The organism is Sorangium sp. So ce367, from assembly GCF_051520455.1.
GTDB lineage: Bacteria > Myxococcota_A > Polyangia > Polyangiales > Polyangiaceae > Sorangium > Sorangium cellulosum_B.
Window position 1 is genome coordinate 7,421,571 of sequence record NZ_CP150334.1, and the last position, 24,900, is coordinate 7,446,470.

Here is a 24,900-nt window from a genome sequence, read left to right on the forward strand (position 1 = left end):
GTCAACCTTCGACGCCGTAGAAGCTGGCGGCGTTGTCCCAGAGGATCTTGCGGAGGCTCTCTCCGGGGAGCTTGCGGCGGAGCGCGAGCGCCCGCTCCACCATGCCTGCGTCGTGATCGATGTGGGGGAAGTCCGTCCCGAAGATCGCCCTGTCCTCGCCGAGCCATGGGATCGCCTGCTCCAGGCACGGCTCGTCCGGCTCGATCTCGATGAAGCACTGGCGGCGGAAGTACGCGGACGGCTCGCGGCGGACGTGCGGCGCGACCTCCTCGGCCAGGCCCCGATACTCGATCTCGTCGAGGCGCCAGAGCCAGTAAGGCAGCCACCCGCAGCCGGCCTCGAGGAAGGCCACCCGCAGGCCGGGGTGGCGATCGAGCACGCCGCCCTCGATCAGCGCGAGTAAGGCCATCATCTGCTCCATCGGGTGCGAGCAGGCGTGCAGGGCGAAGCGGCTACGGAAGCGATCGGCGCCGGCCGCGGGCAAGGAGGCGTGCGTGCCCTCGTGGATGGCGACCGCGATCGAGCGCCGCTCGCACTCGGCCCAGAACGCCTCATAAGCAGGGTCGCCCAGCGTCCGCCCCGCGACGGGGTTGGGCCGGAGCACGACGGCGCGGAAGCCGAGCGCGGCCGCGCGCGCGAGCTCGGGTACCATCTGCGCCGGATCGTGCGGGCTCATCAGGGCCACGCCACGGAGGCGCGAGGGGTCGTGATCGCAGAAGCCCCGTAGCCAGGTATTGTACGCGCTGGCGAGCGCGCTCGCCAGCGCGGGATCCAGCGGGGTCATGCCGAGGAGCGCCAGCGCGAGCGTCGGGTAGAGGAACGCCACGTCGATGCCCTCGCGATCCATGTCGTCGAGCTGCGCTCGCGGTTGTTCGAGCGGCCCGAGTGACGCGAGCGCCCCGAGCCGCCGGCGCCCGGCAGCGGCGATCGCGCGCCAGGTCCGCGCGCTCATCCGGTGATGGACCGGCCGGCCATCCACCATCGGCTGCGGGGGGAGCCGGAGCAACCCCTCCGGCCCGAGGTGCGCCACGCGGTCGGCCAGCGGCTCGCCGTCGCCGGCGTACGCGAGGTACGGGGCGTGAGCGCGGAGCTCCGGCTCGAGGTGGGCCTTCCACAGATCGAGCGGTTCGAGCACGTGACGATCCGCGTCGAGGATGCGATAGCCGTCGCGCACGGGACATCTCCTCTGGTCTGGTGCCGCATGTCAGACATCCGGCCAGGATTCCGGAGAGAGAGTTCAACGCAAAGACGCAAAGACGCAAAGACGCAAAAATACAAATTCTTTTTTGCGTCTTTGCGCCTTTGCGCCTTTGCGTTAATTTCTCCCTCTCGTCGAGCGCGGCGACGAGCTCGTCCGCCGTCCGCGGGCCGTCGAGCAGCGGCCCCACGAGGTGAACGACACGGCCGCGGAGCATGGTGCGCTCGCGCTCGCCGATCAGGAACACCGTCTCCTTGTCACCAGCGAGCTCGACACCCAGGTGGTGCTTGAATTGCAAGGTGCGCCGGGTGCGTTGGAGGCGCGGAGTGCGTGGGATGCGCTTCATGAACACCGGACCCTGATGGACAAGCTGGTGCGTCGCCGCCCGCCGGAGACGCCCGTGCTGGTGCGCAATTCAGCGTCAGCGAGCGCCTGCCTGGAGCGCGGGCGAGCGGGCTCGCCGGCGCAGGCCGCGGGAGCGCGCGCGACGCGCCGCCCGCGAGCCCGGGGGCGAGGTCGTGTGAGAAGGGGGTGAGCAGCGTGGCAGGCATTCGCGAGACGGACATCGGCCCGGAGACAACGCCGCTGTCCAGCAGCTTCATCGATGCGATCCAGGGTGTCAGGCAGGACGATCGACGCGTCGCCCTGCTCGTCTACCACCGCGACGGCGCCGAGCGCGCCGTGCTGAGCCCGGGCGTGCCGGTCGTGATCGGCCGGGCGCCGCCGTCGCAGGTCCAGATCGGCGACGTCAGCCTCTCGCGCGAGCACGCCCGCTTCACCCAGTCCGGCGACAAGGTCGTCATCGAGGATCTGCGCTCGACCAACGGCACCTGGCTCGGCGGCGAGCGCATCACGCGAGGCGAGGTGAAGCCGGGCGAGGAGGTGATCCTCGGCAAGGTGGTTGTCGCCGTCCGCTCGATCACGGCGGCCGAGGACGAGCTGCCAGGGCTGATGAGCCACGAGCAGCTCCGCGTCGCCCTTGAGGAGGAGGTGAAGCGCGCGCGGTACTTCGGGCGGAGCTTCGCCGTCGTGATGGCCCGGGTCGCCCGCCAGCCCGGCGCCCACGTGAGCCACCTGTTCCCGCGCGTGCGGGCGCTGCTGCGCCCCGTGGACCGGATCGCGCTCTACAGCTCGGACGTGGTGGCGGCGCTGCTGCTCGAGGCCGGGGCCGAGGTGGCGCTCGACGTGGCGCGCGCGCTCGCCGCGCCGCCCGGGGGCGGGTCGCCCGTCGTGCTCGCGGGGTTCGCGACGTTCCCCGACGCGGGGACCGTGGCGGAGGAGCTGCTCGATCGGTGCTGGAGCGCCGTGCGCAGCGCGACGGTGGAGCAGCCGGTGCGCTCGGCGCCGGGCGGGACCTGGAAGAGCAGCCCGGGCGCCTGCAATTTCGAGCCGGTCGTCGTGAGCTCCGCGATGCGCCGCGTCTTCGAGATCGTCAAGCGGGTCTCGCGCTCGTCGATCCCGGTCCTCTTGCTGGGCGAGACGGGGACGGGCAAGGAGGTCGTGGCGCGGGCGATCCACGACAGCGGCCCGCGGAGCGGCAAGCCGATGGTGTGCGTCAACTGCGGGGCGATCCCGCAGCAGCTCGTCGAGAGCACGCTCTTCGGCCACGAGCGCGGCGCGTTCACCGGGGCGTGGCAGCAGCAGCGAGGGGTGTTCGAAGCGGCGGACGGCGGGACGGTCTTCCTCGACGAGATCGGCGAGCTGCCGGCCGCGGTGCAGGCCGCGCTCCTGCGCGTCCTCGAGACGCGGCAGGTGACGCGCGTCGGCTCGAACAAGCCGATCGACGTCGACGCGCGCGTCGTCGCGGCGACCCACCGCGACGTCGAGGCGATGTGCGCGTCCGGCGCGTTCCGCAGCGATCTATTCTACCGCCTGAACACGATGACGATGACGATCCCGCCGCTCCGGGCGCGCCCGGAGGACATCGAGCCGCTCGCGCTGCGCTTCCTCGACCAGGCGAACCAGGCGAACGGCCGGTCGATCCGCGGCTTCGACGCCGAGTCGCTCGCGCGGCTCCGGGCGTACTCCTGGCCTGGGAACGCGCGGGAGCTGCGGAACGCGATCGAGCGGGCCGTGGTCATCGCCGAGGGCGAGTGGATCGCCGAGGAGGATCTGCCTGAGCGCGCCCGGGCGGCGCCCTCCTCCGAGCCGGCGGCGGAGGCGGAGAAGGAGCCGCCGTACCAGGTCGGAGAGCTCACCGCCGCGCCCCCGGGCGGGGACTACCTGAAGACGCGGCTCCAGCGCTGCGAGGCCGAGCTGATCGTCGAGGCGCTCCGCAAGGCGAGCGGGAACCAGACGGAGGCGGCGCGCGCGCTGGGCATGCCGCTGCGCACGCTCGTGTACAAGCTCAAGGCGCTCGGCATCAAGCGGCTCGGGTACGCGCCCCCCCGGGAGCCGTAGCGCGCGCCGCATCGACGATCAGGGCACGGTCTGGAGCGCGCTCTCGGCCGAGCGGAGCGCGCCCTCGATCCCTTGATAATCGCAGTAGGCCTCGCCACAGACATGGACGCGGCCGACAGGCGCGTTGCTGCCGGGGAGGTCGAACGCCCTCAGCCTCTCGAGGACCTCCCACGACCTGACGCCTGGCCGCCAGGTATGGGCCCCCGCCCCGTAGGGCTCCCGGCTCCAGTCCCGGATGGCCCAGGTCGTCACGGCGCCGGCAGCGCGCTGCCGCCCGGCCGGGTCCTGGAGATCCACGCCGAGGTATTTCAGGAGCTGCCGCTTCAGCGCCTCGCTGCCGTCGATCTCCGCGCGATCGTGGGCCTCGCCCTGGACATAGACCTTCCAGAACTCCGTGGCCGGTCGATCGGTGTAGAGCATGATCATGCCCTTGCCGTCGCTCTCGCGGTAGGTGGTGTGGACCTCCCTGGCGGGCATCAGCGACGCGTTCCTGTGGGGCGGCGTGCGCCCCGTCCACCACGGCGCGTCCGTGACCAGGAAACACTTGAGGAGCGGAAACCCGAAGACCGCGTCGAGATCCCGCTGGATCTCCCGGGAGAAGCAGCCGGCGAGCCGCATCAGGGGGCTGCGGGGCAAGGCGAGGATCACGTGCTTCGCGACGGCCTCCACCGTCTCCTCGCCGCGGGCGAACTGCAGGCGGATCTTCCCTCCTTCCGCTGCCGCGAGCGACGTGAGCGCGTGGCGAAGGTGGATGGCGACCTGCTCGGGGCGCCGCTCGAGCTCCCGCACCAGGGCGAGGGGTAGCGCCCGGGAGCCGCCTTCGATGCTGACGAGCGAGGCGTCCCCCTCCCCCTCGCTGGACAGCGCGCGAAGCCAGAAGACGATCCAGTCCATGGCGTTGGGGTTCTCCGGGATCAGGTGGAAGAACGTGCCCTGATCCCGGATCGCGAGCACGGCCCCGTGGCTGAGGACGTCGCTCAGCGCGTTCCAGAACCCCTGTTCGTAGAGGAAGTCGCCTCCCAGCCTGGCGCCGCGGCGCATGCTGGCATAGTCGTCCTCCGCGAGGCGCCTCAGCCACTCCCGGTGCTCCTCGTCCCTGGGGTCGTCCGGGTTGCCGGGGCTCGCCCACGGGGTGTCCTTCAAGATCCTCAGGATACCGAGCTTCATCAGCTCGAGCGTCGTGTGGGGGCGATGAGCGGGTCCGGCCTCGTCGGGGGCGAGGGAGAACCGCTGCCCCTGGACAGGCTCGGCCGCATACGGGGTGAACGGCCTGGTCTTCAGGCCGAGCTCGTCGAGCAGCCCCATCAGCAGGCGCTGCCGGCGCTTCTCGAAGCGCATGGGGCCGCACTCGGCGAGGAAACCATCGAGGTCGACCGTCTCGATCCGGCCCCCGAACCGCTCCGAGGCTTCGAAGAGCCCGACGGTGCGGCCGGGGTCCCGCTGGGCGAGGCGAAAGCTGCAGTAGAGGCCGGTGATGCCGGCGCCGACCACGATCGTATCGAACTCTTGCACGCGGGTCCTCCTCGGTTCCTGGACAGGGGGTGAGGCCGGCGTCCCCGCCGGCCTCCGCGGCGCCGTCACGCGGCTGCCCGCTCGGCACAGGCGCCGTCCATCTCCACGCCTTCCTGCGTCGTTTCATAGAACAGGAAGCGCCCGGTGGTCGCCTCGCAGACGGCCTGCCAGCCGCGCATCCGCCCGACGACATCGAACGAGAGCCCCCAGCGAGGCGTCTCGTCGATCACGCGCACGCCGAGGGCGTGCATCGGCAAGAGGGCGACCGGCGCCAGGGCATGGAAGACGCTGAGGGCGGGCCGCGGACAGCCGGGCTTGGCGTGGACGCTCGCGCGGAGGTAACTCGCGCTCGAGAAGCCGAGCCCGTCGACAACCCGCTCGATCAGGCCGAGGCCCCGGATGCCATGATGGTTGATGGCCATGTAGAGGGGCGTCACCTCGTCCGTCGCCGCCTGGAAGGCCCTGGCCTGGGCGGCGAGCGCGGTGGGGATCCCGTCCGGGTGCCCGGCCACGGCGGCATAGAACAGCACCGCTTCGTCCTCGTCGGAGAGGCCGCAGTCCTTGATGAACATCAGCGATCGCGACTGGGCGGCGGCCGCCTCCCTCACCGCTTCATCCTCCGCGATCGAGGCGACCACCTCCGCGGCGCTGCGCTCGACGACGCTGGCCCACTCCGCGGGCAGGTACGCGAGGGTATCGGCGACGATCACCTCGTCACGGACGCCGAGGCGGGGTAGATCGCGCCAGAGCTGCTCGAGGTGGCTCCGGACCTCGTCCGCGCAGAAGCCCATGTCGCGGGTGTGAAGGCACGTGTCCGGCACGACCACCACGTGGGCGCCGCCAGGGTGGAACTCGCGCAGGACGCGCGCCAGCGCCGCTCGCATCTTGATGCCGAGGAACTCGGCGAAATCGGGCCCCCGGCCGAACCTGCCTGTCTTGAGCGGCACTGGCACCTTGCCGCCGCCCTCCGGCATGGCCAGCACGATGGGCTCACCCGTCCGCACGATCCGCTCGAGCCTCGCGTCGAACTCGGCCATGTCCCGGGGGCACTCGAACCGGGTCTTGCTGGTCTGGATCGAGGCCTTCTTGATGATGGCCTTGAGCTGGGCGGCCCTGTCGCCGTGTCGGGCCCCTGCCCTTCGCAAGCAGTCCTCGAAAGGACGGATCGCCTGATCGAGCTCGCCGAGGAAGACGTCGATCTCGGCAGGGCCGGCGAAGCGGACCGAGGCCGCAGGTAGCCTGCTGCCGGACAGCACGCGCTGCTTCGCGGCGAGGAGCTCCGGCGCCTTCGCGAGGCCGGCGGCCGGCTGGGTCACGGCGCTCTGGTAGCGAGGGGCGGCGGTGCGGCCGGAAGGCGCCCTCTCCCCGTCGAGCTCCGCGAGGCCGGCGGGTCGCGCGCTCATGGGATGACGCGCGCCGTGAGCCTCGGTGTTCTTCGCAGCCTCCGAGACGATGGTGGGGTGACCTTTGCCGAGCACAATGCTGATGAGGTCGCTGGTCGCTTCGATCTTCATGGTTCTCCCCTGCGACGCGGGCGCCACGACGACGCCCCATCGATCGATCGGCTCCGCTTCGATCGAGCATTCGTCGAACGCGGATTGCCTATCTGGCCCTAGCTCTCACGTGAGCCAGAGCACACCTCGTGCCGGCGGAGCTCACGCAGATTCACGGGGATATCGGCGCGCTGGCCGCGCGATCGGGGAGGAGCGCACGGACCGCTACACGATCGAGCAATGGATTGCGCGCCAGGGAGGGCGCGCCCCGTAGTCGACGGGTGTTGGCGTCCTCTGCGAGGCGGGAGATCTCGAGATCTCGCCGCGAGCGGACAGGTCGCGCGGGCGCGTGCCTGCGCTGCGGATCGCACGAGGCGGCGGGCGTCGGGCGCGCCGCGCGCGACCGGTGAGCTCACGTGGATGGCGGGGGTGCGGGACGCCTCGCGGTGTGGGCGGGCGCTCGACGAGGGGATGGGGAGGGTGACGGCGTGTGGACGGGCGTCGCAGGGAGCGACGGTGTCAGGGAGCGAGCGAGATGGCGGCCCGACTGGCGGGCTCGGGCTCGAGGGGGAGCTCGACCAGGAACGTCGAGCCGCAGCCCGGCGAGCTCTCCACGCCGATGGTTCCGCCGTGAGCGCGCACGATCTCGCGCGCGATGTAGAGCCCGAGCCCGAGGCCGCCGAAGTGCACAACGCCGCCCGCGCGCTCGAAGCACCTGAAGATGCGGGCCTGGTCCTCCTCCGCGATGCCCGCGCCTCGATCGCGGACGAGGAGCTCCGCTCCGCCGGGACAGGCCTTCACCTCGATGGATATCGGCCGGCCCGCGCCGAACTGGATGGCGTTCTTGACGAGATGGAACACGAGGCGTCCCATCTGCTCGCGGTCCCAGCGGCCGACGACGCCCTCCGGCGCGTCGATGGAGATCGTGGAGGACGGGGAGCGGAGCTCCACCGGGAGCCCGGCGATCACCTCCTGGACGAGCGCGCCGAGATCGACGGTCTCGCGCTCGGGATCGAGCGGGCCCGATCGGAGCCGGATCGCCTGGAGCATGTCATCGCAGAGGCGGGTGAGCCGGTTGACCTGCCGGCCGACGACCTCGAGCGAGGCGACCCACGTTGACCCGTCCTCCGCCCGCTGCTCGCTCAGCCGCTTCATCCGCTGCACCTGCAAGTTGAGCGAGGTCAGCGGCGTCAGGAGCTCGTGCGACGCGAGCGTGAGGAACTCGTCCCGAACACTGGCGCCTGCGTCGGGCTCGCAGCCGCGGGCGGGCCGGCGAGCTTCGGGGGTTCCAGTGAGAGGGGCGTTCGAGACGGACATGGTTCAACTCCCGTTGGAGAGTGGATGGACTTTCGCGATCGCGTCCGAAGCATCGGCGATGCCACGCGTCATCGCCCTGGGAGAAGCGCGATTTCCGCGGCACCTCGCGCTGGCTCCGGGCCGCCGAGGGCGGGGGTGCCGTGGCGCCCGGCGAACGGTTGCTCAGGTACGCAAGAAGCAGAACCGGCAGCGACCCGACCCGGGTTCGGGGGGCGGGGCGACCCGGGGCGACCCGACCCAGGTTGGAGCGACCCGACCCAGGTTCGGCGATCCGACCCGGACGACCGTGATCCGACCCAGGTTCGGCGATCCGACCCGGACGACCGTGACCCGACCCAGGTTGGGCGATCCGGCAGGCAACCCGACCCAGGTTGGGCGATCCGACCCAGGTTGGGCGATCCGACCCAGGTTGGGCGATCCGACTCAGGTTGGGCGATCCGACTCAGGTTGGGCGATCCGTCACGCGAGGCAGGGCCACTCACGCGCGCCGACCAGGCTGCCGCAGGCGGATCGACGCCCGGGTAAAGGGCTGAGGCGCCGTAGCGGACCGGTCGACGGCAGCGAAACCGCGGAGGGGCTTCCGCGTAGCAGCGGATGAACCCGCCCGACGGAGCGCGCAGAGCCGCGCCCGCGAGCTCGGGGCGCGCCGTGCCCGTCGTCACGACGGAGATGCGCCTCGACGATCGACGCACCGACAAGCCCGCGCCGCTGGGTTCGCGGCGCCATTCCCCAGGAGCTTCCTCATGTTTCGCAGCACGATGAGCATCACGGCCCTGAGCTTCGCTCTCTTCGCGGCGGGCGCGCCCGGCGACGCCATGGCGCACGGCAGCGGCGTCCACCGGCACGGCCAGATCTTCGTCATGACCAACGCCGGAGAAGGCAACTCCGTGATGGCGTATGACCGGGCGGCGGACGGCTCGCTCTCGTACGCCGGCACGTACGCGACCGGAGGGCTCGGCGCGCCGACCCGGCCGATCAACGCGCTCGGATCCCAGGGGTCGCTCGTCCTCAGCGAGGACGGGAAGCTCCTCTTCGCCGTGAACGCGGGCAGCAGCGAGGTGTCGATGTTCCGCGTCGGCCCGCACGGCCTGACGCTGCTCGACGTTGTCGACTCGGGCGGCGACTTCCCGGTGAGCGTCGCCTCGCACGGCGACCTTCTCTATGTCCTCAACGTGGGTGGCGAAGGCAACATCGCCGGCTTTGAAGTGAACCCGTGCGGCGAGCTCGTCCCGCTCGACGGATCGAACCGCGGCCTCGGCCTCGGAGGCACGACGCCGCCGTCGCTCGCCGCGACGCCGGGTCAGATCGGCTTCTCTCCGGACGGAGAGGCGCTGGTCGTGGCAGGCAAGGGGTCCAATCAGCTCCACGTGTTCCCCATGAGCGGCCGCGGGCTGCCCAGCGACGCGCCGGTCACGACGATCTCCAGGGGCCTTGTCCCGTTCGATTTCGCCTTCGATCGTCGCGGCCATCTCATCGTTGCGGAGGTCGGCGGCGACGGCGTGCCCGCGACCGGCGACACCAGCGTGGTGTCCTCGTACAAAATCGGGCCCGATGGCAGCCTCGCTGTCATCAGCGACACGGTCGACACCTTCCAGCGAGCGACCTGCTGGATCGCCGGCGCCCCTGGGAGCCGCTATGTCTTCACGGCCAACACGGGCAGCAACACGCTCTCCGGGCTCCAGGTCGACGCCCGGGGCGCGCTGACGCTGCTCGACGACGGCGTGTCCGCCTCGTTCCCCGCCGGAACGGCGCCGATCGACCTCACGATGACGCGCGACGGCCGGTTTCTGTACACCCTCAACGCCGGCACCGGGTCGATCGCCGCATTCCAGGTGAGCCGCGACGGCGGCCTGATCCCACGCGGGGAGGCGGGTGGATTGACGCCCGGCGGCGGCGCCCAGGGCATCGCCGTGCGGTGACGGTCGTTCCTCGGCGTCCAGGGTTCGCCGGCCTCGGTCAGCACGCCAGCCGGGGCGCGGCGCTCACGCGGTGCGGATCACCTCCTCCGCGGCGCGGCGCGGGCCGCACACGCCCTCTCGCTCCGGAAAGCCCAGCCGGAACGCGAAGGTGAGCTGCCGGTCGCCTAGACCCAGCGCCTCGGTGAACGAGCGCTCCATCGCCGGCGCTCGTCCGAGCATGCGCTCCCGGTCGATGACCTCCGGCACCTGGTTCAGCGGGTGCATCGCGATGCCGCGCGCGGTCGCCCAGAGATGCATGCGTTGCCACAGGCGCCCGGCGCGGAGCGTCGCGCCCAGGTCGTGGCGGTCGCGGACCGCGATGAGGCCGACGGCGGGATCGCCGGCGAGGTGGACCTCGCGGGTGACGCGGAGCCAGTCGTCGTGCATCTGCTCCGCAGACGGACGCGGCAGCAGCTTGACCGCCGCGGTGAGCAGCGGGCCGAGCCCCATCACATCGAAGGTCAGCCCGTCCCGATGGCTCGGTACCGCCTCCGGCGCCAGCCGGAACCACGCGTCGCTGTCCCGCACCATCGCCGCGTCTCGGACGATGGTCTCGGTGGCGCGCAGCGTGTGAGCGGCGAAGCCCTCGCGCTGATCGGGGTGCTCCAGCCAGACGACCTCACCATCGGAGCCCGCTTCGCTCAGGCGCGAGAGCTCCTGGAGCGCCGAACCAGGCACGCGCTGCGCCTGGTACGGGCCGCGGTTCGTGTGTCGCCGTGCGATGACCTCCGCGAGCGGGGACGCCGCTGCGCCTGGCTCGACCCAGACGCGCGCCACCCGGATCGCCCGCGGCGCCGCGCGCTCGAGAGCGCGAGATCCCTCCGGGTCGGAGCCCGGCAGAGGGCCGGCTTCGAGCTCGACGCGGGGCGCCCATCCCATCGAACCCGCCGCGAGCGCCAGGTTCTCTATCGCGCAACCGAGCCCGATGTGCATCTCGCGCAGGAACGGATCCATGGTGCCGAGCGATCGAGACCTGTCCGAGAACACGTCGATGTGATCCGGGTGGACCTCGAACAGCCAGGGTTGCGTGTTGTGCGGGCTCGCGGCGAGCACCGCCGCGCGCACGAGCTCGGCGAGCTCGCCGCCGCGCTGCCCGCGGAACGCCGTCCAAGGGGCGAACGGCTCGCCCGTCCGATCGTCGAACACACCTCGGCCGGCAGCGTACCAGCCCGCTCCCGCCGCCACGGCGAGCGTCGCGACGCCTTCCAGCAGGCGCCGCCGCGAGACCTTGAGTTTCCTCTCCATGATGCGCTCCATCCTCCAGAGGACGTCTGACCGGGCTCCGCGAGCGACGGCCATGCGCAAAGATTGAGGCGGTTCTGACGATTAGTACAGGACATTGCTCTAATACTATATATTAGTACGGCTAATGATCGAGGCTCTCCCCGACGACTTGAATCTCCTGCTCGCGCTTGACGTGCTGCTGCGCGAGCGGCACGTGACGCGCGCGGCGAAGCGGCTCGGCATCACGCAGTCGGCTGCGAGCCAGCGGCTCGGGCGGCTGCGCGAGTTCTTCGGCGATGCGCTGCTCGCTCCGGGGCGGCCGCTGCTCGCCCTCACGCCGCGCGCCGAGGCGCTCGCCGATCCGCTGGCTCAGGCGCTCGCGAGCTTGCGAGCGGCGGTCCAGGCCGGCGCGCCGTTTGACCCAGCGACGTCCGAGCGCCGCTTCGTGCTGCTCGGCAACGACCTGCTGGAGGCGATCGCCCTGCCGCGGCTCTTGCCCCTGCTGGCGCGCGAGGCGCCGCACATCACGGTGCAGGTCGACCGCGCCGAAGCGGACTTCGTGAGGCGGCTCGAGCGGGGAACGGCGGATCTCGCGTTCGTCCCGGAGTTCCTCGTGCCCCCGTCGTCACGACAGCTGCGCTTGCCGGAGGAGGGATTCGTGACGCTGATGCGCAGGGACCACCCCGCAGCGTCGCGGCGGCTGACCCTGGAGCGCTACCTGGAGCTCGGGCACGTGCTGATCGCTCCGCACGGCATGCCGGGCAGCCTGGTCGATCGCGCGCTGGAAGCTCGTGGGCGGCGGCGGCGGATCGTCGCGCAGGTCCAGCACTTCGTGACGGTGCCGTTCCTGATCGCGGCCTCGGACCTCGTGGTGACGTGTCCCGCGACGGTCGCGGCGGTGTCGAGGCCCTTCGGCCTACGCGCGGTCCGGCCCCCCGTCGAGCTCGGCGTGGACCGATCTTCGGCGGTCTGGCACGAGCGCGTGCACGACGATCCAGGCCATCGCTGGCTGCGCTCCTGGCTCAGCAAGGCGATCCGCACGGGCGCGAGGACCCGACCCAACCAGGTTGACCCCACCCAGGTTGACCGGAAGGGCAAACCCGAAACGACCCACCCAGGTTGACCCGACCCGCCGCCGGGTGACGGAGCACGGTCCGCCATGGCGCCGCCACCGGCAGGCATGGGTAGGTACTTGGTAAGTACCTGAGATCGTTCATCACGATCGCCGGCACGGCTCTTGGAATTCTGCCCGACCATGAGCCAGCCCCGCCAGATCGCGCCCGGCGCAACCTACCTGATCACCCGTCGCGTCCTGCGCCGGCATCTCCTCTTCCGCCCCGACGCAGCCATCACTCAGCTCTTGGTCTACGCCCTCGCGGTCTCGACCCGCCGCTACGGCATTGACGTCCATGCGCATTGCGCGATGTCGACGCACCTGCACCTCGTCGTGACCGACGTGAACGGCGTTCTGCCGCGCTTCCTGCAGTTCTTCCATCGCATCGTCGCGCTCGGCACGAAGGTGCTCCGTGCGTGGGAAGGGCCGGTATGGGATCATGAGGCCACGAGCGTGGTGCGGCTGCTGACACGCGCGGCGGTCGTGGAGAAGATCGCCTATGTCCTCGCAAACCCTGTGGCCGCTGGACTCGTCCCGCATGCGCATGAGTGGCCGGGCGCCAAGGTGAAGGTGGGCGAGATCGGCCTGGGCGTGTTGTGCGCGGCGCGTCCCGCCGCATACTTCGACCCCAAAAATCCACAGTGGCCGGAGGAAGCAACGCTGTCACTCACGCTGCCGCCGACCATCGAGCATGACAGCGCCGAGGACTTTCGCCATGCCATCGCCGCCGAGCTCGAGAGGCAAGAATTGCAGGCGCAAGCGGAGGTGAAGCAGCGAGGGCGCCGCTTCCTCGGCGCCGAACAAGCCGGCAAGGTCTCGCCCCATGAGCGCATCACGAGCCTCGAGGCGCCGCGCGCTGGCAATCCGACGTTTGCTGTCGGCCGCAAGCAGGGTGACGCTTGGCGCTCGGCTCGTGCCGCTGTACGCGGGTTTCGCGCCTTGTACCGGGCGGCGCTCGAGCGGTGGCGTGCCGGCGTGCGCAGCGTGGTATTCCCGGCAGGGACGTGGTGGATGTGCACGTTTCACGGCGCCAACATGGCCGATGTTGTGCTCACGATGTAGGTATTTAGAGGGTAAAAGGGCAGGGACAACCTGGGTGAGGTGGCGCGCGCGGCTCCCGGGTCAACCTGGGTGGCACGGGTTGTTCGTGACGACGAATCCCAGTGCCTCCACGCTCGCGCGAGCGTCGCCGTCCCAGCCGAGCTGCGGATCTAGGCGAAGCTCGCCCGGCGCGAGCATGGCGGGCAGCGCCATCAGACCAACGAGCTCGACCGCATCGAGCTCCGCGCCAGTGTCGCCCGCGAACGGCGGACACAGCACGCGCCCTGCCGGCGCGAACGCCAGCGCTGCGCGCAGCGGCCCGCCCAGCGTCGCGCGCAGCACGACTAAATCGTTGCCGATGGTGGCTGGCGTGGCAGCCGCCGGCCAGATCCACACAGTGAGGCCGGGCAGGTCGGCCACGCAGACCGCCATCGCGCGCTCGGGGGGGAGCGCGCGGCCACGGCCACCGAGGGGCGATGCCGCGATCGCGGCGACGATGAGCCCCGGCCGGGCGAGCGTCAACGCCGCGAGCCGACCGAGGTTGCGCTGAGCCGCCGTCCGGCGAGCGGCGATCGCGGCAAGGTGGTCGGGACGATCGTAAACGAGCTCGACCTCGCGCTGCATCGCCACATGAGGCGAGGTCTGCGCCGCCGCGGCAAGCGCCCGCTCGCGGGCCTCGCCGTCCGACGTTGGCCCTCCCTTCTCCGGGAGCGGCACGGCTTCCTCGATTTCCAGACGCTCCCGGAGGAGCTGCGCCACGCGCGAGGACAGACCCAGGGAGCCGAGCGACCAGGCGGCGGAGAACCAGTCCGCCGGCTCCGCGAGCGCCTCGGTCGAGGCGCGATCCCAGGCGGCGAGCGCCTCTCCGAGCGGAAGGCCGAGCGCGCGGAAGAGCGCGCCCGCCTCATCCAGCGCCGCCGCCGCGCCCGGATCGCCGAGATCCCGCCGCGCGCGCCCGATCGCCCTCGAAGCGTAAGCGACCCAGGTTCGGAGTGGCGGCGCGGCGTGCTCGGCAATCTCGCGGGCGGAAGTCGCGAGCGCCAAGGCGTCGTCGGCGCGGCCGAGCTCGAGCGCAAGCTCGGAGAGGAACGTGAGGGCGCGCGCGCGGCCGAACGCGTCGCCGAGGCGCGCGCACAGCCACTCCTGTCGCTGGAGCGGCGCTCGGGCGCGCTCCAGGGCGCCGAGGCCGAGCGCCGCCGCGCCGAGCTGGCCGCAGGCGATCGCCTCGCCCACGGAGTCGCCCCGGCGGCGGTGGAGCTCGGCCGCGTGCTCGAGCAGCGCCTCGGCCGCCCCGTGCGCGCCGAGGGTCACGTAGAGCGTGCCGAGCGAGTTCAGGATCTGCGCGCGCTCGCCGAGGAACGGCTCCGAGCGGCGCAGCGCCGACAGCAGCGTGCGCTGCGCAGCCGCCGCGTCGCCGAGGAGCCGCTCGGCCGTACCACGGTAATGGAGGGCGACGACCGCGGCGCGGCGCCCGGGATCGCCTGCGGCCGCGATGGCGTCGAGCTCCTCGATGGCGGACGCGCAGGCCGATCGGACGTCGCGGCGCAAGCGCGCGAGCGCCGCCTCGCACCGCGCGAGGTCCCGGGCCTCGGCGGCCCCTCCTCGATCGAATGCGGCGACAGCGCCCTCGAGGTGCAGGACGGCCGCGTCCAGCGCCCCCTCACGCAACGCGAGCGCGCCGCGCCCGAAGCCGAGCGCCGCCGCGACGAGCGGCCCGCCCTCGAGCACCGCCGCCGCAGGATCGCGGCCGACACCGAGGAGCACCTCGACGCGGTCGAGCTCGGCGCGGACCTCTGCGCCCGGCGCGCTCCGCAGCAGCCGCGACAGCGACGACACGCCGTCGATCGGATCAAGCGGGAGCACCGCGCTCCTCCACCCCCTCGCCGCGCGCCCCGCGCGCGAGCCCGTGCAGCGCCGCCTTCACCGCCTCGATCGAGAGCTCCGGCCACGCGGCGCGGATGCGCGCGACGTGCGCGGTCACGTGGGGCGCCGCGAACGACGTACCGGTCCAGCGCCGCTCGCCGCCGCCTGGCGCGGGCGCGAGCACGTCGTCGCCGGGCGCGAGGATCTCGTGGTCGAGCGTGAGCTCGCTCCGGAGCGCCTCCGGGTCCTGAAAGGCCCCTCTGCCGACGCCGATCAGCGACTTGAAGCGCCCTGGATAGGTGCGGAACGCCGCCGCGTTCGGGCCGGCGGCCACGAGCACGACCTCCGCCGTGTAGGCGGCATCCGCGACCTCGTAGAGCTCGACCAGCGAGCGGTAGTCGCCCGGGCGGAGCGGCGCGTTCTTCGGGATGTCGATGCCGAGGCTCAGGTTGACCACGGAGAATCGCTCGCGGACGCAGAAGCGCAGCGCGGCGACGAGCCCGTCACGCGAGCACCGCCCGTCATCGCCGAGCGCGCGGACGCTCGTGATCTCGGCCGCGGGCGCCATGCGGTGGACGATGCCCGCGCACGCCGTCCCGTGCCCGCTGAGATCTCCCGGAGCGCACGGCGCGATCCCGTGCGCGCCACCGCCAGCGCCGCGCTGGACGAGGGCGACGTGCCGCAGCGCCGCTGCGCGCAGCGCGGGGTGCGAGGCATCGACGCCGGAGTCGATCAGCGCGACGCGCACGCCGGCGCCGCTCCGCGCGCCCGGGCGTGGCGCGCCGTGGAGCTCGCCGCCCGGTCCTGCCGGAGATGCCGTGGTCACGCGGAGCTCCCCTCCCCCGCGGAGGCCGGCTCCCCTGAATCGCCCGCGCCGATCGCGTAGGCGTCGATCCGCGCGAGGAGGTCGAGGGCCAGGCGGGCCTCCGCCTCGCCGCGCTCCGCGAGCCTGCCCACCACCGCGGCGAGCTCCAGGCGGCGGCGGTACTCGGGCGTGAGGCGCAGCGCGTGGATGTGCCGCTCCAGCGCGGCGCGGAGCGAGGTCGGCGGCGGGGCCGCCCCTTCCGGGATGGGCGGTTCCGCGCCCGAGGCTGCGCGCCCGCCTGGCCCCGCCGGCTGGCCTGGCGCCTGCGCGAGCAGGTCCGGCATCGCGCGCGCGAAGAGCTCGAAGACGACGCGCTCGGTGCGGAACGACTCCACGGTGAGCGCGAGGACCTCGGCCAGCCGCTCGGCCAGGTCGAGCTCCCGCCCGCCGAGGGGCGCGTCGTGCGAGAACAGCGCGGCGCCGCCCACGGTCGCTGCGCCGACGCGGATGGGTACGAAGATCGCGGACGCCGGCGCGGCGGCCAGGAGCGGCCGGAGCGGCGCGATCATCGGATCGCCGTCGGACAGCTCCACCGCGTGCCCGCCGCCGCCACCGAGCAGGTACGCGAACGGGGTGCCGCTCGGCGGCAGCTCCGCGCACGGCGCGCGGAAGCCGACCGCGTCAGCGACGACGGGGACCGTGAGCCGCCCGAGCGTTTCCATCTCGAGCGCGACGAGCGCCTCCGCGCACGGCATCGCGAGGCACGCGAAGCGCAGGTGCTCCCCGAGCCCGCGCACCCGCGCCTCCACCGCGCCGAGGAGCGCCGCCGACTCGACGGTCGAGAGCAGGTCGCGCAGGCGCGCCGTGAAGGGCGCGAGCGGCGAGCGCAGCGCGTGCGGGTGGGGCGGGAGGGCCCGCGCCGGGGCGGGCGGGACACCCGGCGCGGAGCGGTCGGCGAGCGGCATGGGCCGCCGATGCTACCGCCGGACCGCGCCGGAGCGAACCGCCATCACACCCGTGGGATCCGGTTGACGTGCCCAGCTCCTCTCCTAGCATGCAGCGACATGCGGCGATTCGGCTGTCCGGCGCACCGTCCGAAGCGTCCGTCCGCGCGCGCGGCCGCTCGAGCGCGATCCACGGCCACGAGGCCCCTCGAGCCGGCGCGGGCGCGATGAGCCCGCCCGTCCGCGAGGGACGGCGTCGCCTCGCCGTCGTCCTGTGGGGTGTCCTTGGTGTCGTGGCCGTCCTGGTCGAGGCCATCGTTCGTCTCGGCGCGACGGCGGCGCGCATCCTGACGGGGCACACGCTCACGACGGGTCAGCTGGTCCTGCTCGCGGCCTGGACGGTCACGATCGCCTACTTCGAGGGGTACCGCGGCTTTCAGCAGCGCTTCTCGCCGCGGGTCGTCGCGCGCGCGCTCCACCTCGCCGAGCACGGGCGGCCCCTCCACGTGGCGCTGGCGCCGCTCTACTGCATGGCGCTCCTCCACGCGACGCGCCGCCGGCTGATCGCGACGTGGGCGCTCGTCGCAGGCATCGTGGCGCTCATCCTGCTCGTGCGGCAGATGCCCCCGCCCTACCGCGCGATCGTCGACGCAGGCGTCGCCTTCGCGCTCGCCTGGGGGGCCGTATCCATCCTCGTCTGGCTCGCGCGGGGGCTCGCAGGCCGCCCGCTGGGGATCTCGGCGGACGTGCCCGAGGAGGCGCGCGGCGCTGCCGTCGACGCCGAGCACCTCGCCCGTCAGGCCGCGGGGGCAGGCGGTCCCTGCGATTCGTGACCTCCGCGCGAGCGGGGCGGCCGCGCGCGCGTCTTCGTCAGCCCGCCGCCGACCTCGCGGATCGCTGCAGCGCCTCGGCCAGAAGCGACCGATAGAGCGGCGAGCTCTCGCGGAGGGAGTCATGCGTGCCCACCGCCGCGACCCGACCGCCGTCGAGCAGCACGTTGAACGTCGACCTGAGGAGGTGCGGCGCGTGGGTCACGACGAGGGTCGTGCGCCCGGCGGCGACCTCGCACGCCGTGCGGAGAACCGCCTCGGCGGTGGCGCCCGGCAGGCCCGCCTCCGGCTCGTCCAGCACGAAGACCCGCGGCTCGCGCAGCAGCACCCGCGCGAGCAGCAGCCGCCGCGCCTCACCGCCCGACAGGCTCGGCGGTGAGGCGCGCACCTCCGTCGCGAGGCCGCGCGCGGGCCGCGCCTCGCCCTCCGCCGGCGGCGCGCCTGCGAGCTCGTCGAGCTCCACCCGGAGGAGCGCCTCGCGCATGCGCTCCTCCGTGGGCGCGGGCTCGAGGCCGAGCGCCAGGTTGTCCGCGATGCTCCGCTCGAACAGCCGCGCCGATTGCCCCACCACGCCGAACAGCCGCGGGAGCTCCTCGGGCGGGATCTGCCGCAGATCCACGCCGCCCACGGCGATCGCGCCCGACGACGGCTCGTCGAGGCGCAGGAGCAGGCGCAGGAGCATCGACTTGCCGCTGCCGGAGCGACCGCAGACGCCGACCACCGCTCCGGCGGGGATCGAGAGCGACACGCCATCGAGGACGGGGCGGCTCGCGCCCGGCGGCGTGAACGTGACCCCCTCGAAGGCGATCGACAGGGGGCGCCTCGCCTCGCCGTCCAGCTGCACGGCGAGGCCGCCGGAGGGGCGCGGCGGGTGCTCGGGCAGGCGCAGCAGCGCGAGCGTCGCGCGCAGCAGGGGGGCGCGCTCGATGAAGCCGGCGCGGAGGGCGTCGAGCGCCTCGAGGCGCGCCATCAGCAGCGGCACCACGAGCAGGAGCTCTCCGACCTCGCCCGCGCCGGCGACCCCGCGAGAGGCCGCGAGCGCGGCGACGATGACGAGCGGCGAGAGCGCGGCGAGCGTGCCCTTGATCTGGCCTGAGACGGCGAGCGCCTGGCCGAAGCGGCGGCGCGCGTCCGCGACCCGGCGCGCGGCCCCAGCGAGCTCTCCTTCGGCCTGGGCGCGCGCGCCGAGCAGGCGGAGGTCCTCCGCTCCCGAAAGCGCCTCGCCCACCGCGCCGAAGACGGCCGTGTCGGCGTGCTGCATCTCCCGCATCGCGCGCGCCACGCGGCCCGAGGCCCGGTCCGCCGCGAGGCGCGAGGCCGCGAACAGCGCCGCGCCGCCCGCGAGGACGAGCGCCATGCCGCTCGAGACCAGCGACCCGGCCAGGACCGCGAGCGTCGCGAGCGCCTGGGGCAAGCCGGTCGCGACGGCGATCGCGAAATCGGCGACGAGGCCGGCGTCCCGCGCGATCGCGAGCCGCACGACCTCCGCGCCCCGGACGGGCGGCGCGGGCCCGGCGCTCGGCGGCCGCGGCGCGGGCCCCGCCGCCTGCGCCGCGATGAGCGCGCGCCCGGCGGCGTCCACGTCGCGGGGCGAGGCGGAGAGCGCCGCCCGGAAGAGCGCGACGCGGAGCGCGGCGGTGAGGTCGCCGCCGAGCTCCGAGCTCTTCCGGCCCGAGAGCACCGCCAGGGAGGCGGACACGAGCGTGGCGCCGAACGCTGCGAGGACCACGGCCGCGGGCGGTGAGCCGGCGAGCAGCCGGGCGAGCGCGCCGCCGATGCCGCCCGAGGGCGGCGCCTCGCGCCCGGAGACGGCGCCGATGGCCACGCCGGCGATCGCCGGGAGCAGGCCGGACAGCGCGCCCGCGAGCGACGACAGCGCCACGACGAGGGCGAGGCGCGCGGCGGCGCTGGAAGAGCCGCCTCGCAGGCCTCCCGATGACGACGACACGGGGGGCACGCTCCCCTCGCGCAGCGAGCGAAGACCGATCCGCAGGATCGCGAGGAGCGCGCGCATCGACGTGCGATGCCACGGTACACTGCCGACGCCGTTGCGCGCGACGCGCATTCGATCGACCCTTTCACCGTGCGCACCGCGTTCGTGGCCCTGCTCCCGCTGCTCGCGGCCTGCGAGCGCCCGCCGCCTTCGCCGCCGGCGGGGGCCGACGCCGGGGCGCTCACCCCCTGGGCGCGCGGCGCCGCCGCGTCGCTGGACGACCGCGGCGCCCGCCTCCGGATGGACAGCGCGCCGGCGGTGGGGTCCGTCGAGCCGGATGCGCTCGAGGAGATCCTCGCCGCCGCGCGGGAGGCCGCCTCCAGGCCGGCCGACGGCGTGAGCGTCGCGAAGATCGGCACGAGCACCGGCCTCCCGGCGCCTTCCGCGCTCCCGCCGGAGCCGGCGCCCGCCCCCACCCCTGCCCCCCGCTCGCGCGTCGAGATCGGCGCGCCCATGGTGCAGGCCAACATGTCGAGCCCGGCGATCGAGAAGGCGGCGCGGGCGCAGCTCTACTGGGACCTCGTGCAGCGCTGCCGCGGCCCGGGCGGGAGCCTGCTGCCGCCTGACGCCATCCGGGTGGAGTTCAACGTCGACGCCGAGGGCTATATCGTGGTGCCGACGATCATCGGGAGTGCGTCCGACCCCCGCTACGACGAGGCGGCCACCTGCATGCGGCGGGAGCTGTCGGGCGCAGCGTTCCGCGCGCCGGCAGGCGCGCGCGGGCTCCCAACCCGGGTCGACGCCACCGTGCCTTCGGTCGACTGAGCCGGAGCGGATCCGGCGGGCGTGCTGGCTGCCAACTCCGGGCCGCCGGCCCGCAGACAACCCGGGCTCGGGCAACCCACCCGGGTTGGGTCATCCGGGGCCGCCCACCCAGGTTGGGTCGGCCGGGCTGGGTCATCCGGGCCGCCCACCCAGGTTGAGTCATCCGGGCTGCCCACCCAGGTTGGGTCGGCCGACCGCCGGGCTGCCCACCCAGGTTAGGTCGGCCGCCGGCCGCCGCCGGCCGCCGACCGCTGACAGCGGAAAGTGAACCCGGGTCGGAGCGCCCCGCCCAACCTGGCCGCCCAACCCGGGTCGGGTTGGGGTCGGGTCGACCGACCGGGGTTGGGTCAACCGGGGTTGGGTCGACGAGGCCTGGGACGGGTCGACGCCTCAGTCGAGGCGTGAGACCCCGAGCGATCGCATGAGCGCCCGCTTCTTGTCCTGGTGCTCGTGCATCCGGCGGAGGACGTCGACCACGAACGCGACCGTCGCGACGATGTTCTCGCCCTGGTTGAGCATCACGCACTCCGCGCGCGAGCTCATCGCCGCGTCCGTCACCTCCCCGCGGGTCGGCACGCCGGTCTTGTTCAGGCTCTCGAGCACCTGCGTCGCCCAGATCGCGGGGACCAGCCCCGCCTCGCAGAGCCACAGGAGCTCCTCCTGGACCTCCGCCAGCCGCATGAACCCCATCTCGACGGCCATATCGCCGCGCGCGAGCATCACCCCCACCTGCTCGCTGCGCATCGCCGTGAGCAGGAGCCTCGGGAACCGCGCGAACGCAGGCGTCGTCTCGATCTTGAGGACGATCCCGAGCTGAGCCGCCCCGCGCGCGGCGAGCTCCGCCTGGAGGCGCTCCACATCGGAAGGAGACCGAACGAACGAGAGTCCCACCATGTCCGCGTGGCGCGCGATGAAGTCGAGATCCTCGAGGTCCTTCGGCGTGAGCGACGGGATCCCGAGCTCGGTGTCCGGAAAGTTCAGGCCCTTTCCTGGCTTCAGCTTCACGGAGCCCTGGCGCGCGAAATCCACCTCCACGAGCGCGGCGCCTCCGGTCACGAGCTTGACCGTGCCGCCGAGCCGCCCGTCGTCGTAGAACACCCGGTGCCCGGGCCGGAGGTCGTCGACGATCTCCGGGATGGTGCACCCGAGCGCGAGCACCTCCCCCGCGCCGGTGCTGCCCGCCGAGGGGCGCGCCCGCTTCACGTCCTTGCAGAGCCAGAGCCAGGGCCGCTCACCCCGCTCGGGCAGCGTGACGCGCGCCGGATCCCCGTCGATCTTGCTCACGCGCGGGTTGGGCCCCGCGATGTCGCAGAGGACCTTGCACCGCACCCCGGTCTCCCGTCCCGCCTCCCGGAGCCGCTCGATGAGCCCGGCCCACGCGCCCGCGTCCTCCTTCGCGCAGTTGATCCGCGCGACGTCCATCCCTCCCTCGAGCAGCCGCTTCAGCTCCCCCTTCCGCGCGTCCCCGGGCAGCGTCACCATCACCCGCGTCGCTCGCCCCTGGCGCCCCTCCCCGAGCAGCGCCCGCGCGTGCTCCTCGAGCAGCGCGCCCCCCGACGCGAACGTGGTGGGCGACTCGCCGGGCGGCCGCACCTCAGGGCGCCGCGCGAGCGCGTCGAGCGCCCCGCGCACGGCGTCGAGGGAGGCCAGCGCGCAGCGCTCCAGGCGCCCCAGCGAGCTCAGCCCGAGCGAGGCGAGCTGCCGTTGCAGGTCGCGGATGTCCTGCTGCCGGACAGCGAGGTAATGCAGCAGGTTCGTCGCTCCCGCCCGGTGCTTCGGGTGCACCGCATCGACCAGGTGCCGGTTTCGCAGCTCGTGCTCGATGGCGCTCGCCCGCAGCGCCTCGACGGCGGCGAGGGTGCGCTCGACAACCTGCAGGTCGGGATAAACCATGGCGCGATCTCCTCCGCGCCGCCATGCCGAGGCGGCGCGACGGCAAGGGCAGCCTCGAGCGCTACGCCGGCGCGCGGTACCGCGCCACGACGACCGTGATGTCGTCGTCCGGGCTCGGGCACCACCCCTCGACCTCCCTCAGGATCCTGTCGCGGATCGCCTCGACCGGCGCGGTCTGCACGGCCTCGATGGCGGTGCAGAGCCGCTCCAGCCCGAACTGCTCGCGGTGCGCGTTGCGCGACTCCGTCACCCCGTCGCTGTAGAGCACGAGCACGTCCCCGTCCTCCAGGACGAACTGGGCGTCCCGCGTCACCTCGTCGATGACGGGCAACACGCCGATCCAGACGCCCGAGCTCGGGATGCACACGCACCGCCGCGTGCGCGCCGAGCACACGATGATGTCGTCGTGCGCCCCGGCGAACGTCACCCGCCCGCCCCGCTCGTACCGGAGCAGGAGCAGCGTCGCGTGCTCGTCCCGCTTGAGGCGGCTGCGCACGTTCTTGTAGAGCGCCTTGTTGAGCGCCGCGAGCAGCTCGCTCGGGCTCGCGCCCGGGTCCCTGCTCGTCAGCGCCGACACCATGCTCTGGATCATCAGCATCACGAGCCCCGCAGCGAGCCCGTGCCCCGCCACGTCGCCGATCCCGAGCCACCCCCCACCGGGCGTCGCGATGACGTCGTAGTAGTCGCCGCCCACCTCGGCCGCCGGCGTCATGGCCGCGGAGAGCTCCAGCCCCTCGATGTGCAGCTGCTCCGGCACCAGCGTCGTCTGGAGGCGCGCCGCGAGCGCCGTCTCCTGCCGCTCGCTCTCCTGCTCCAGCCGCTCGCGCAGCTCCACCTGACGCACCATCTCCCGGTGCAGCGCCACCGTCTTCACCGCGGAGCCGATCTGGAGCCGCAGCGCGTCGTAGACCATCTCGTTCATGCCGCTGTTCAGCGCCATCACCCCGAAATACTCCGTGTCACCGAACGTGAGCGGCATCACGACGACGCTCGTGCGCTCGCTCGAGCTCAGGAACCCGGGAGGAGCCAGGGAGCGCGACGGGAAGCTCTCGGTCGGCGGCGTCACCGCGTGGCCGTCCTCCATCAGGAACAGCGTCTTCAGGGTGGCTCGCTGGGCGTCGTCGTAGAGCGAGACGGCGGCGCGCGTGAAGTGCAGCCTGGGCATCTCCGAGGCCAGCATGCGCTGGAAGAGGGGCAAGCTCAGGCACGTCGAGAACCACCGCCCACTCCAGCTCAGGTCGATCGATGCGACCTCCACGTCGAGGCGCTGCCGCCCCTCCACGCGCACGGACGCGCTCCCGATGAGGACGCGGCACGCATGCCACAGCCGCTCCAGGGCCTCGTTCACGGCGGCGTCGCCCCCCTCCTCGACCGGCCGCCGGAGCCGCGCGCGCAGGAGCGTCACCACGCCCTGGAACAGATCGAGGAACACCCCCTCGCGCCCGGCCGTGTCGAGGACGCGCTCCAGCACGTGCAGGAAGCACCCCTCGTGGCCCTCGAGCTCCTCTTCCAGCGCCGACAGGAGCCCGCCGGCCCAGCCGTCGAGCGACGCGGCCGGGATCCCCACGGCCTGCTCGAGCGCGCGCTCCAGCTCGTCGCGCCGGCCGCCGAGCGACATCACCCCGAGGCGCGGCGGGCTCGTGAGCGGCCGCATCGCGACCGCCTGGTACGCGCAGCCGCAGGACTCGCGCCGCGTGAGCTCGATCTGCTGCATGTTCCGATCGGGGACGGCCTCGCCGTCGAGCATGCGCACGACCGTCTCGAGCGCGATCTCCCCGAGCCGCTTGATCGGCTGGCGAACCGTCGTCAAGGACGGCTTCGCGTAGCGCGCCACGCCCACGTCGTCGAAGCCGCACACAAGGATGTCCCTCGGCACGTGGAGGCCCCGCGCCTTCAAGAGCTCGATCGCGCCGAGGGCCATGTTGTCGTTCGCCGCGACCACGGCGTCGATCTCGACCCCGCGGTCCAGGATCTCGGCCATCGCGGCGCGGCCCGTGTCGATCGTGAACTGGCCGCTCGCGACGAGGCGCTCGTCGTACGGGATCGCGCGCTGGGCGAGCGCCTTGCGGAACGCGTCGGCGCGGAGCCTCGCCTCTCCGTTGTTGACCGGCCCGCCGATGTACGCGACGCGCCGGCACGCGTGATCGTCGAGCAGGTGGCCGGCCGCCATCTCGATCCCGAGGCCGTTATCCACGAGGATGCTCGGGATGCCCTCCAGCGGGATCCCGATGCTGCACAGGGGCATCGGCGCGTAGTCCTGACAGAAGCGCTGCACCCCCTCGGCGCCGACGAAATTGCACAGCGTCGCCGACGCGACCACGATGCCGTCGACCGCCTCCGCGCTGACGAGGCGGTAGATGCTGTTCTGGGCGGCCTCGGAGGGACCGTGGGCGGAGAGCGTCTCCCCGACGGCGATCACGAGGTTGACGTCGTGCGCCTCGGCGGCGCGCTCGGCCCCGATCCGCAGCGCGGATTGGTACTCGCCGCGCACATAGTCCATCACGAGGGCGATCGTCCGGCGCTTCTTCATCTTGTCCTGCGGCTCTCCGG

Annotated in this window: 17 protein-coding genes; 6 read left to right on the forward strand and 11 right to left on the reverse strand. The window is 73.0% G+C overall.

The features are described from left to right. Position 1: 1 nt before the first annotated feature. Positions 2-1,174: an amidohydrolase family protein gene (locus WME97_RS28135; protein ID WP_437541814.1), complete on the reverse strand. Its 1,173-nt coding sequence runs from the start codon at positions 1,172-1,174 to the stop codon at positions 2-4. A gap of 564 nt (positions 1,175-1,738) precedes the next feature. Here WME97_RS28135 and WME97_RS28140 point away from each other — a divergent pair. Beyond that, positions 1,739-3,598: a sigma 54-interacting transcriptional regulator gene (locus WME97_RS28140; RefSeq protein WP_437541817.1), complete on the forward strand. Its 1,860-nt coding sequence runs from the start codon at positions 1,739-1,741 to the stop codon at positions 3,596-3,598. A gap of 18 nt (positions 3,599-3,616) precedes the next feature. Here WME97_RS28140 and WME97_RS28145 read toward each other — a convergent pair whose 3' ends face one another. The 3 genes from WME97_RS28145 to WME97_RS28155 form a co-directional block, all read right to left on the reverse strand. Continuing rightward, positions 3,617-5,110 carry a flavin monoamine oxidase family protein gene (locus WME97_RS28145; RefSeq protein ID WP_437541819.1) on the reverse strand — a complete coding sequence of 498 codons (1,494 nt, stop codon included), beginning with the start codon at positions 5,108-5,110 and terminating at the stop codon, positions 3,617-3,619. Positions 5,111-5,175: 65 nt separating this feature from the next. Continuing rightward, positions 5,176-6,624: a hypothetical protein gene (locus WME97_RS28150; protein ID WP_437541821.1), complete on the reverse strand. Its 1,449-nt coding sequence runs from the start codon at positions 6,622-6,624 to the stop codon at positions 5,176-5,178. A gap of 498 nt (positions 6,625-7,122) precedes the next feature. Continuing rightward, positions 7,123-7,920: a sensor histidine kinase gene (locus tag WME97_RS28155; protein WP_437541823.1), complete on the reverse strand. Its 798-nt coding sequence runs from the start codon at positions 7,918-7,920 to the stop codon at positions 7,123-7,125. 743 nt (positions 7,921-8,663) lie between these two features. Here WME97_RS28155 and WME97_RS28160 point away from each other — a divergent pair. After that, entirely contained in the window at positions 8,664-9,839 is a 1,176-nt protein-coding gene (locus WME97_RS28160) for a lactonase family protein (RefSeq protein ID WP_437541826.1), read from the forward strand. Between the two features lie 63 nt (positions 9,840-9,902). On the opposite strand, the gene WME97_RS28165 is transcribed toward WME97_RS28160, so the two are convergent. Then, positions 9,903-11,123 (reverse strand): Acg family FMN-binding oxidoreductase, encoded by a 1,221-nt coding sequence (locus WME97_RS28165; RefSeq protein WP_437541828.1) that lies wholly within the window; start codon positions 11,121-11,123, stop codon positions 9,903-9,905. 124 nt (positions 11,124-11,247) lie between these two features. Here WME97_RS28165 and WME97_RS28170 point away from each other — a divergent pair, with 124 nt between their 5' ends. Together WME97_RS28170 and WME97_RS28175 are read left to right on the forward strand one after the other, a co-directional pair. Next, positions 11,248-12,225 (forward strand): LysR family transcriptional regulator, encoded by a 978-nt coding sequence (locus tag WME97_RS28170; RefSeq protein WP_437541830.1) that lies wholly within the window; start codon positions 11,248-11,250, stop codon positions 12,223-12,225. 132 nt (positions 12,226-12,357) lie between these two features. Further along, positions 12,358-13,278: a transposase gene (locus WME97_RS28175; RefSeq protein ID WP_437541832.1), complete on the forward strand. Its 921-nt coding sequence runs from the start codon at positions 12,358-12,360 to the stop codon at positions 13,276-13,278. A gap of 60 nt (positions 13,279-13,338) precedes the next feature. Here WME97_RS28175 and WME97_RS28180 read toward each other — a convergent pair whose 3' ends face one another. From WME97_RS28180 to WME97_RS28190, 3 genes are read right to left on the reverse strand one after another with little or no spacing between them, the layout of a single operon-like run. Then, a complete protein-coding gene (locus WME97_RS28180; protein ID WP_437541834.1) occupies positions 13,339-15,120 on the reverse strand; it encodes a hypothetical protein in 1,782 nt (593 codons plus the stop codon). After that, entirely contained in the window at positions 15,107-15,946 is an 840-nt protein-coding gene (locus WME97_RS28185; protein WP_437541836.1) for a S8 family peptidase, read from the reverse strand. The genes WME97_RS28180 and WME97_RS28185 overlap by 14 nt, the downstream gene beginning before the upstream one ends. Next, positions 15,943-16,890, reverse strand: coding sequence for a hypothetical protein (locus WME97_RS28190; RefSeq protein WP_437541839.1), 948 nt, complete (start codon positions 16,888-16,890; stop codon positions 15,943-15,945). Before WME97_RS28190 ends, WME97_RS28185 begins: the two co-directional genes overlap by 4 nt. Before the next feature lie 206 nt (positions 16,891-17,096). On the opposite strand from WME97_RS28190, the gene WME97_RS28195 reads away from it, so the two are divergent. Next, a complete protein-coding gene (locus WME97_RS28195) occupies positions 17,097-17,702 on the forward strand; it encodes a hypothetical protein (RefSeq protein ID WP_437541841.1) in 606 nt (201 codons plus the stop codon). A gap of 37 nt (positions 17,703-17,739) precedes the next feature. On the opposite strand, the gene WME97_RS28200 is transcribed toward WME97_RS28195, so the two are convergent. Then, the gene (locus tag WME97_RS28200) at positions 17,740-19,764 is read right to left on the reverse strand and encodes an ATP-binding cassette domain-containing protein (RefSeq protein ID WP_437541843.1); all 2,025 of its coding nucleotides are present in this window, start codon (positions 19,762-19,764) and stop codon (positions 17,740-17,742) included. A gap of 18 nt (positions 19,765-19,782) precedes the next feature. On the opposite strand from WME97_RS28200, the gene WME97_RS28205 reads away from it, so the two are divergent. Further along, entirely contained in the window at positions 19,783-20,457 is a 675-nt protein-coding gene (locus tag WME97_RS28205) for a hypothetical protein (RefSeq protein ID WP_437541845.1), read from the forward strand. A gap of 390 nt (positions 20,458-20,847) precedes the next feature. Here WME97_RS28205 and WME97_RS28210 read toward each other — a convergent pair whose 3' ends face one another. After that, on the reverse strand, positions 20,848-22,350 hold the full coding sequence (locus tag WME97_RS28210) for a pyruvate kinase (RefSeq protein ID WP_437541847.1): 1,503 nt from the start codon (positions 22,348-22,350) through the stop codon (positions 20,848-20,850). Positions 22,351-22,411: 61 nt separating this feature from the next. Next, positions 22,412-24,880, reverse strand: coding sequence for a SpoIIE family protein phosphatase (locus tag WME97_RS28215; protein WP_437541849.1), 2,469 nt, complete (start codon positions 24,878-24,880; stop codon positions 22,412-22,414). Between the last annotated feature and the right edge of the window lie 20 nt (positions 24,881-24,900).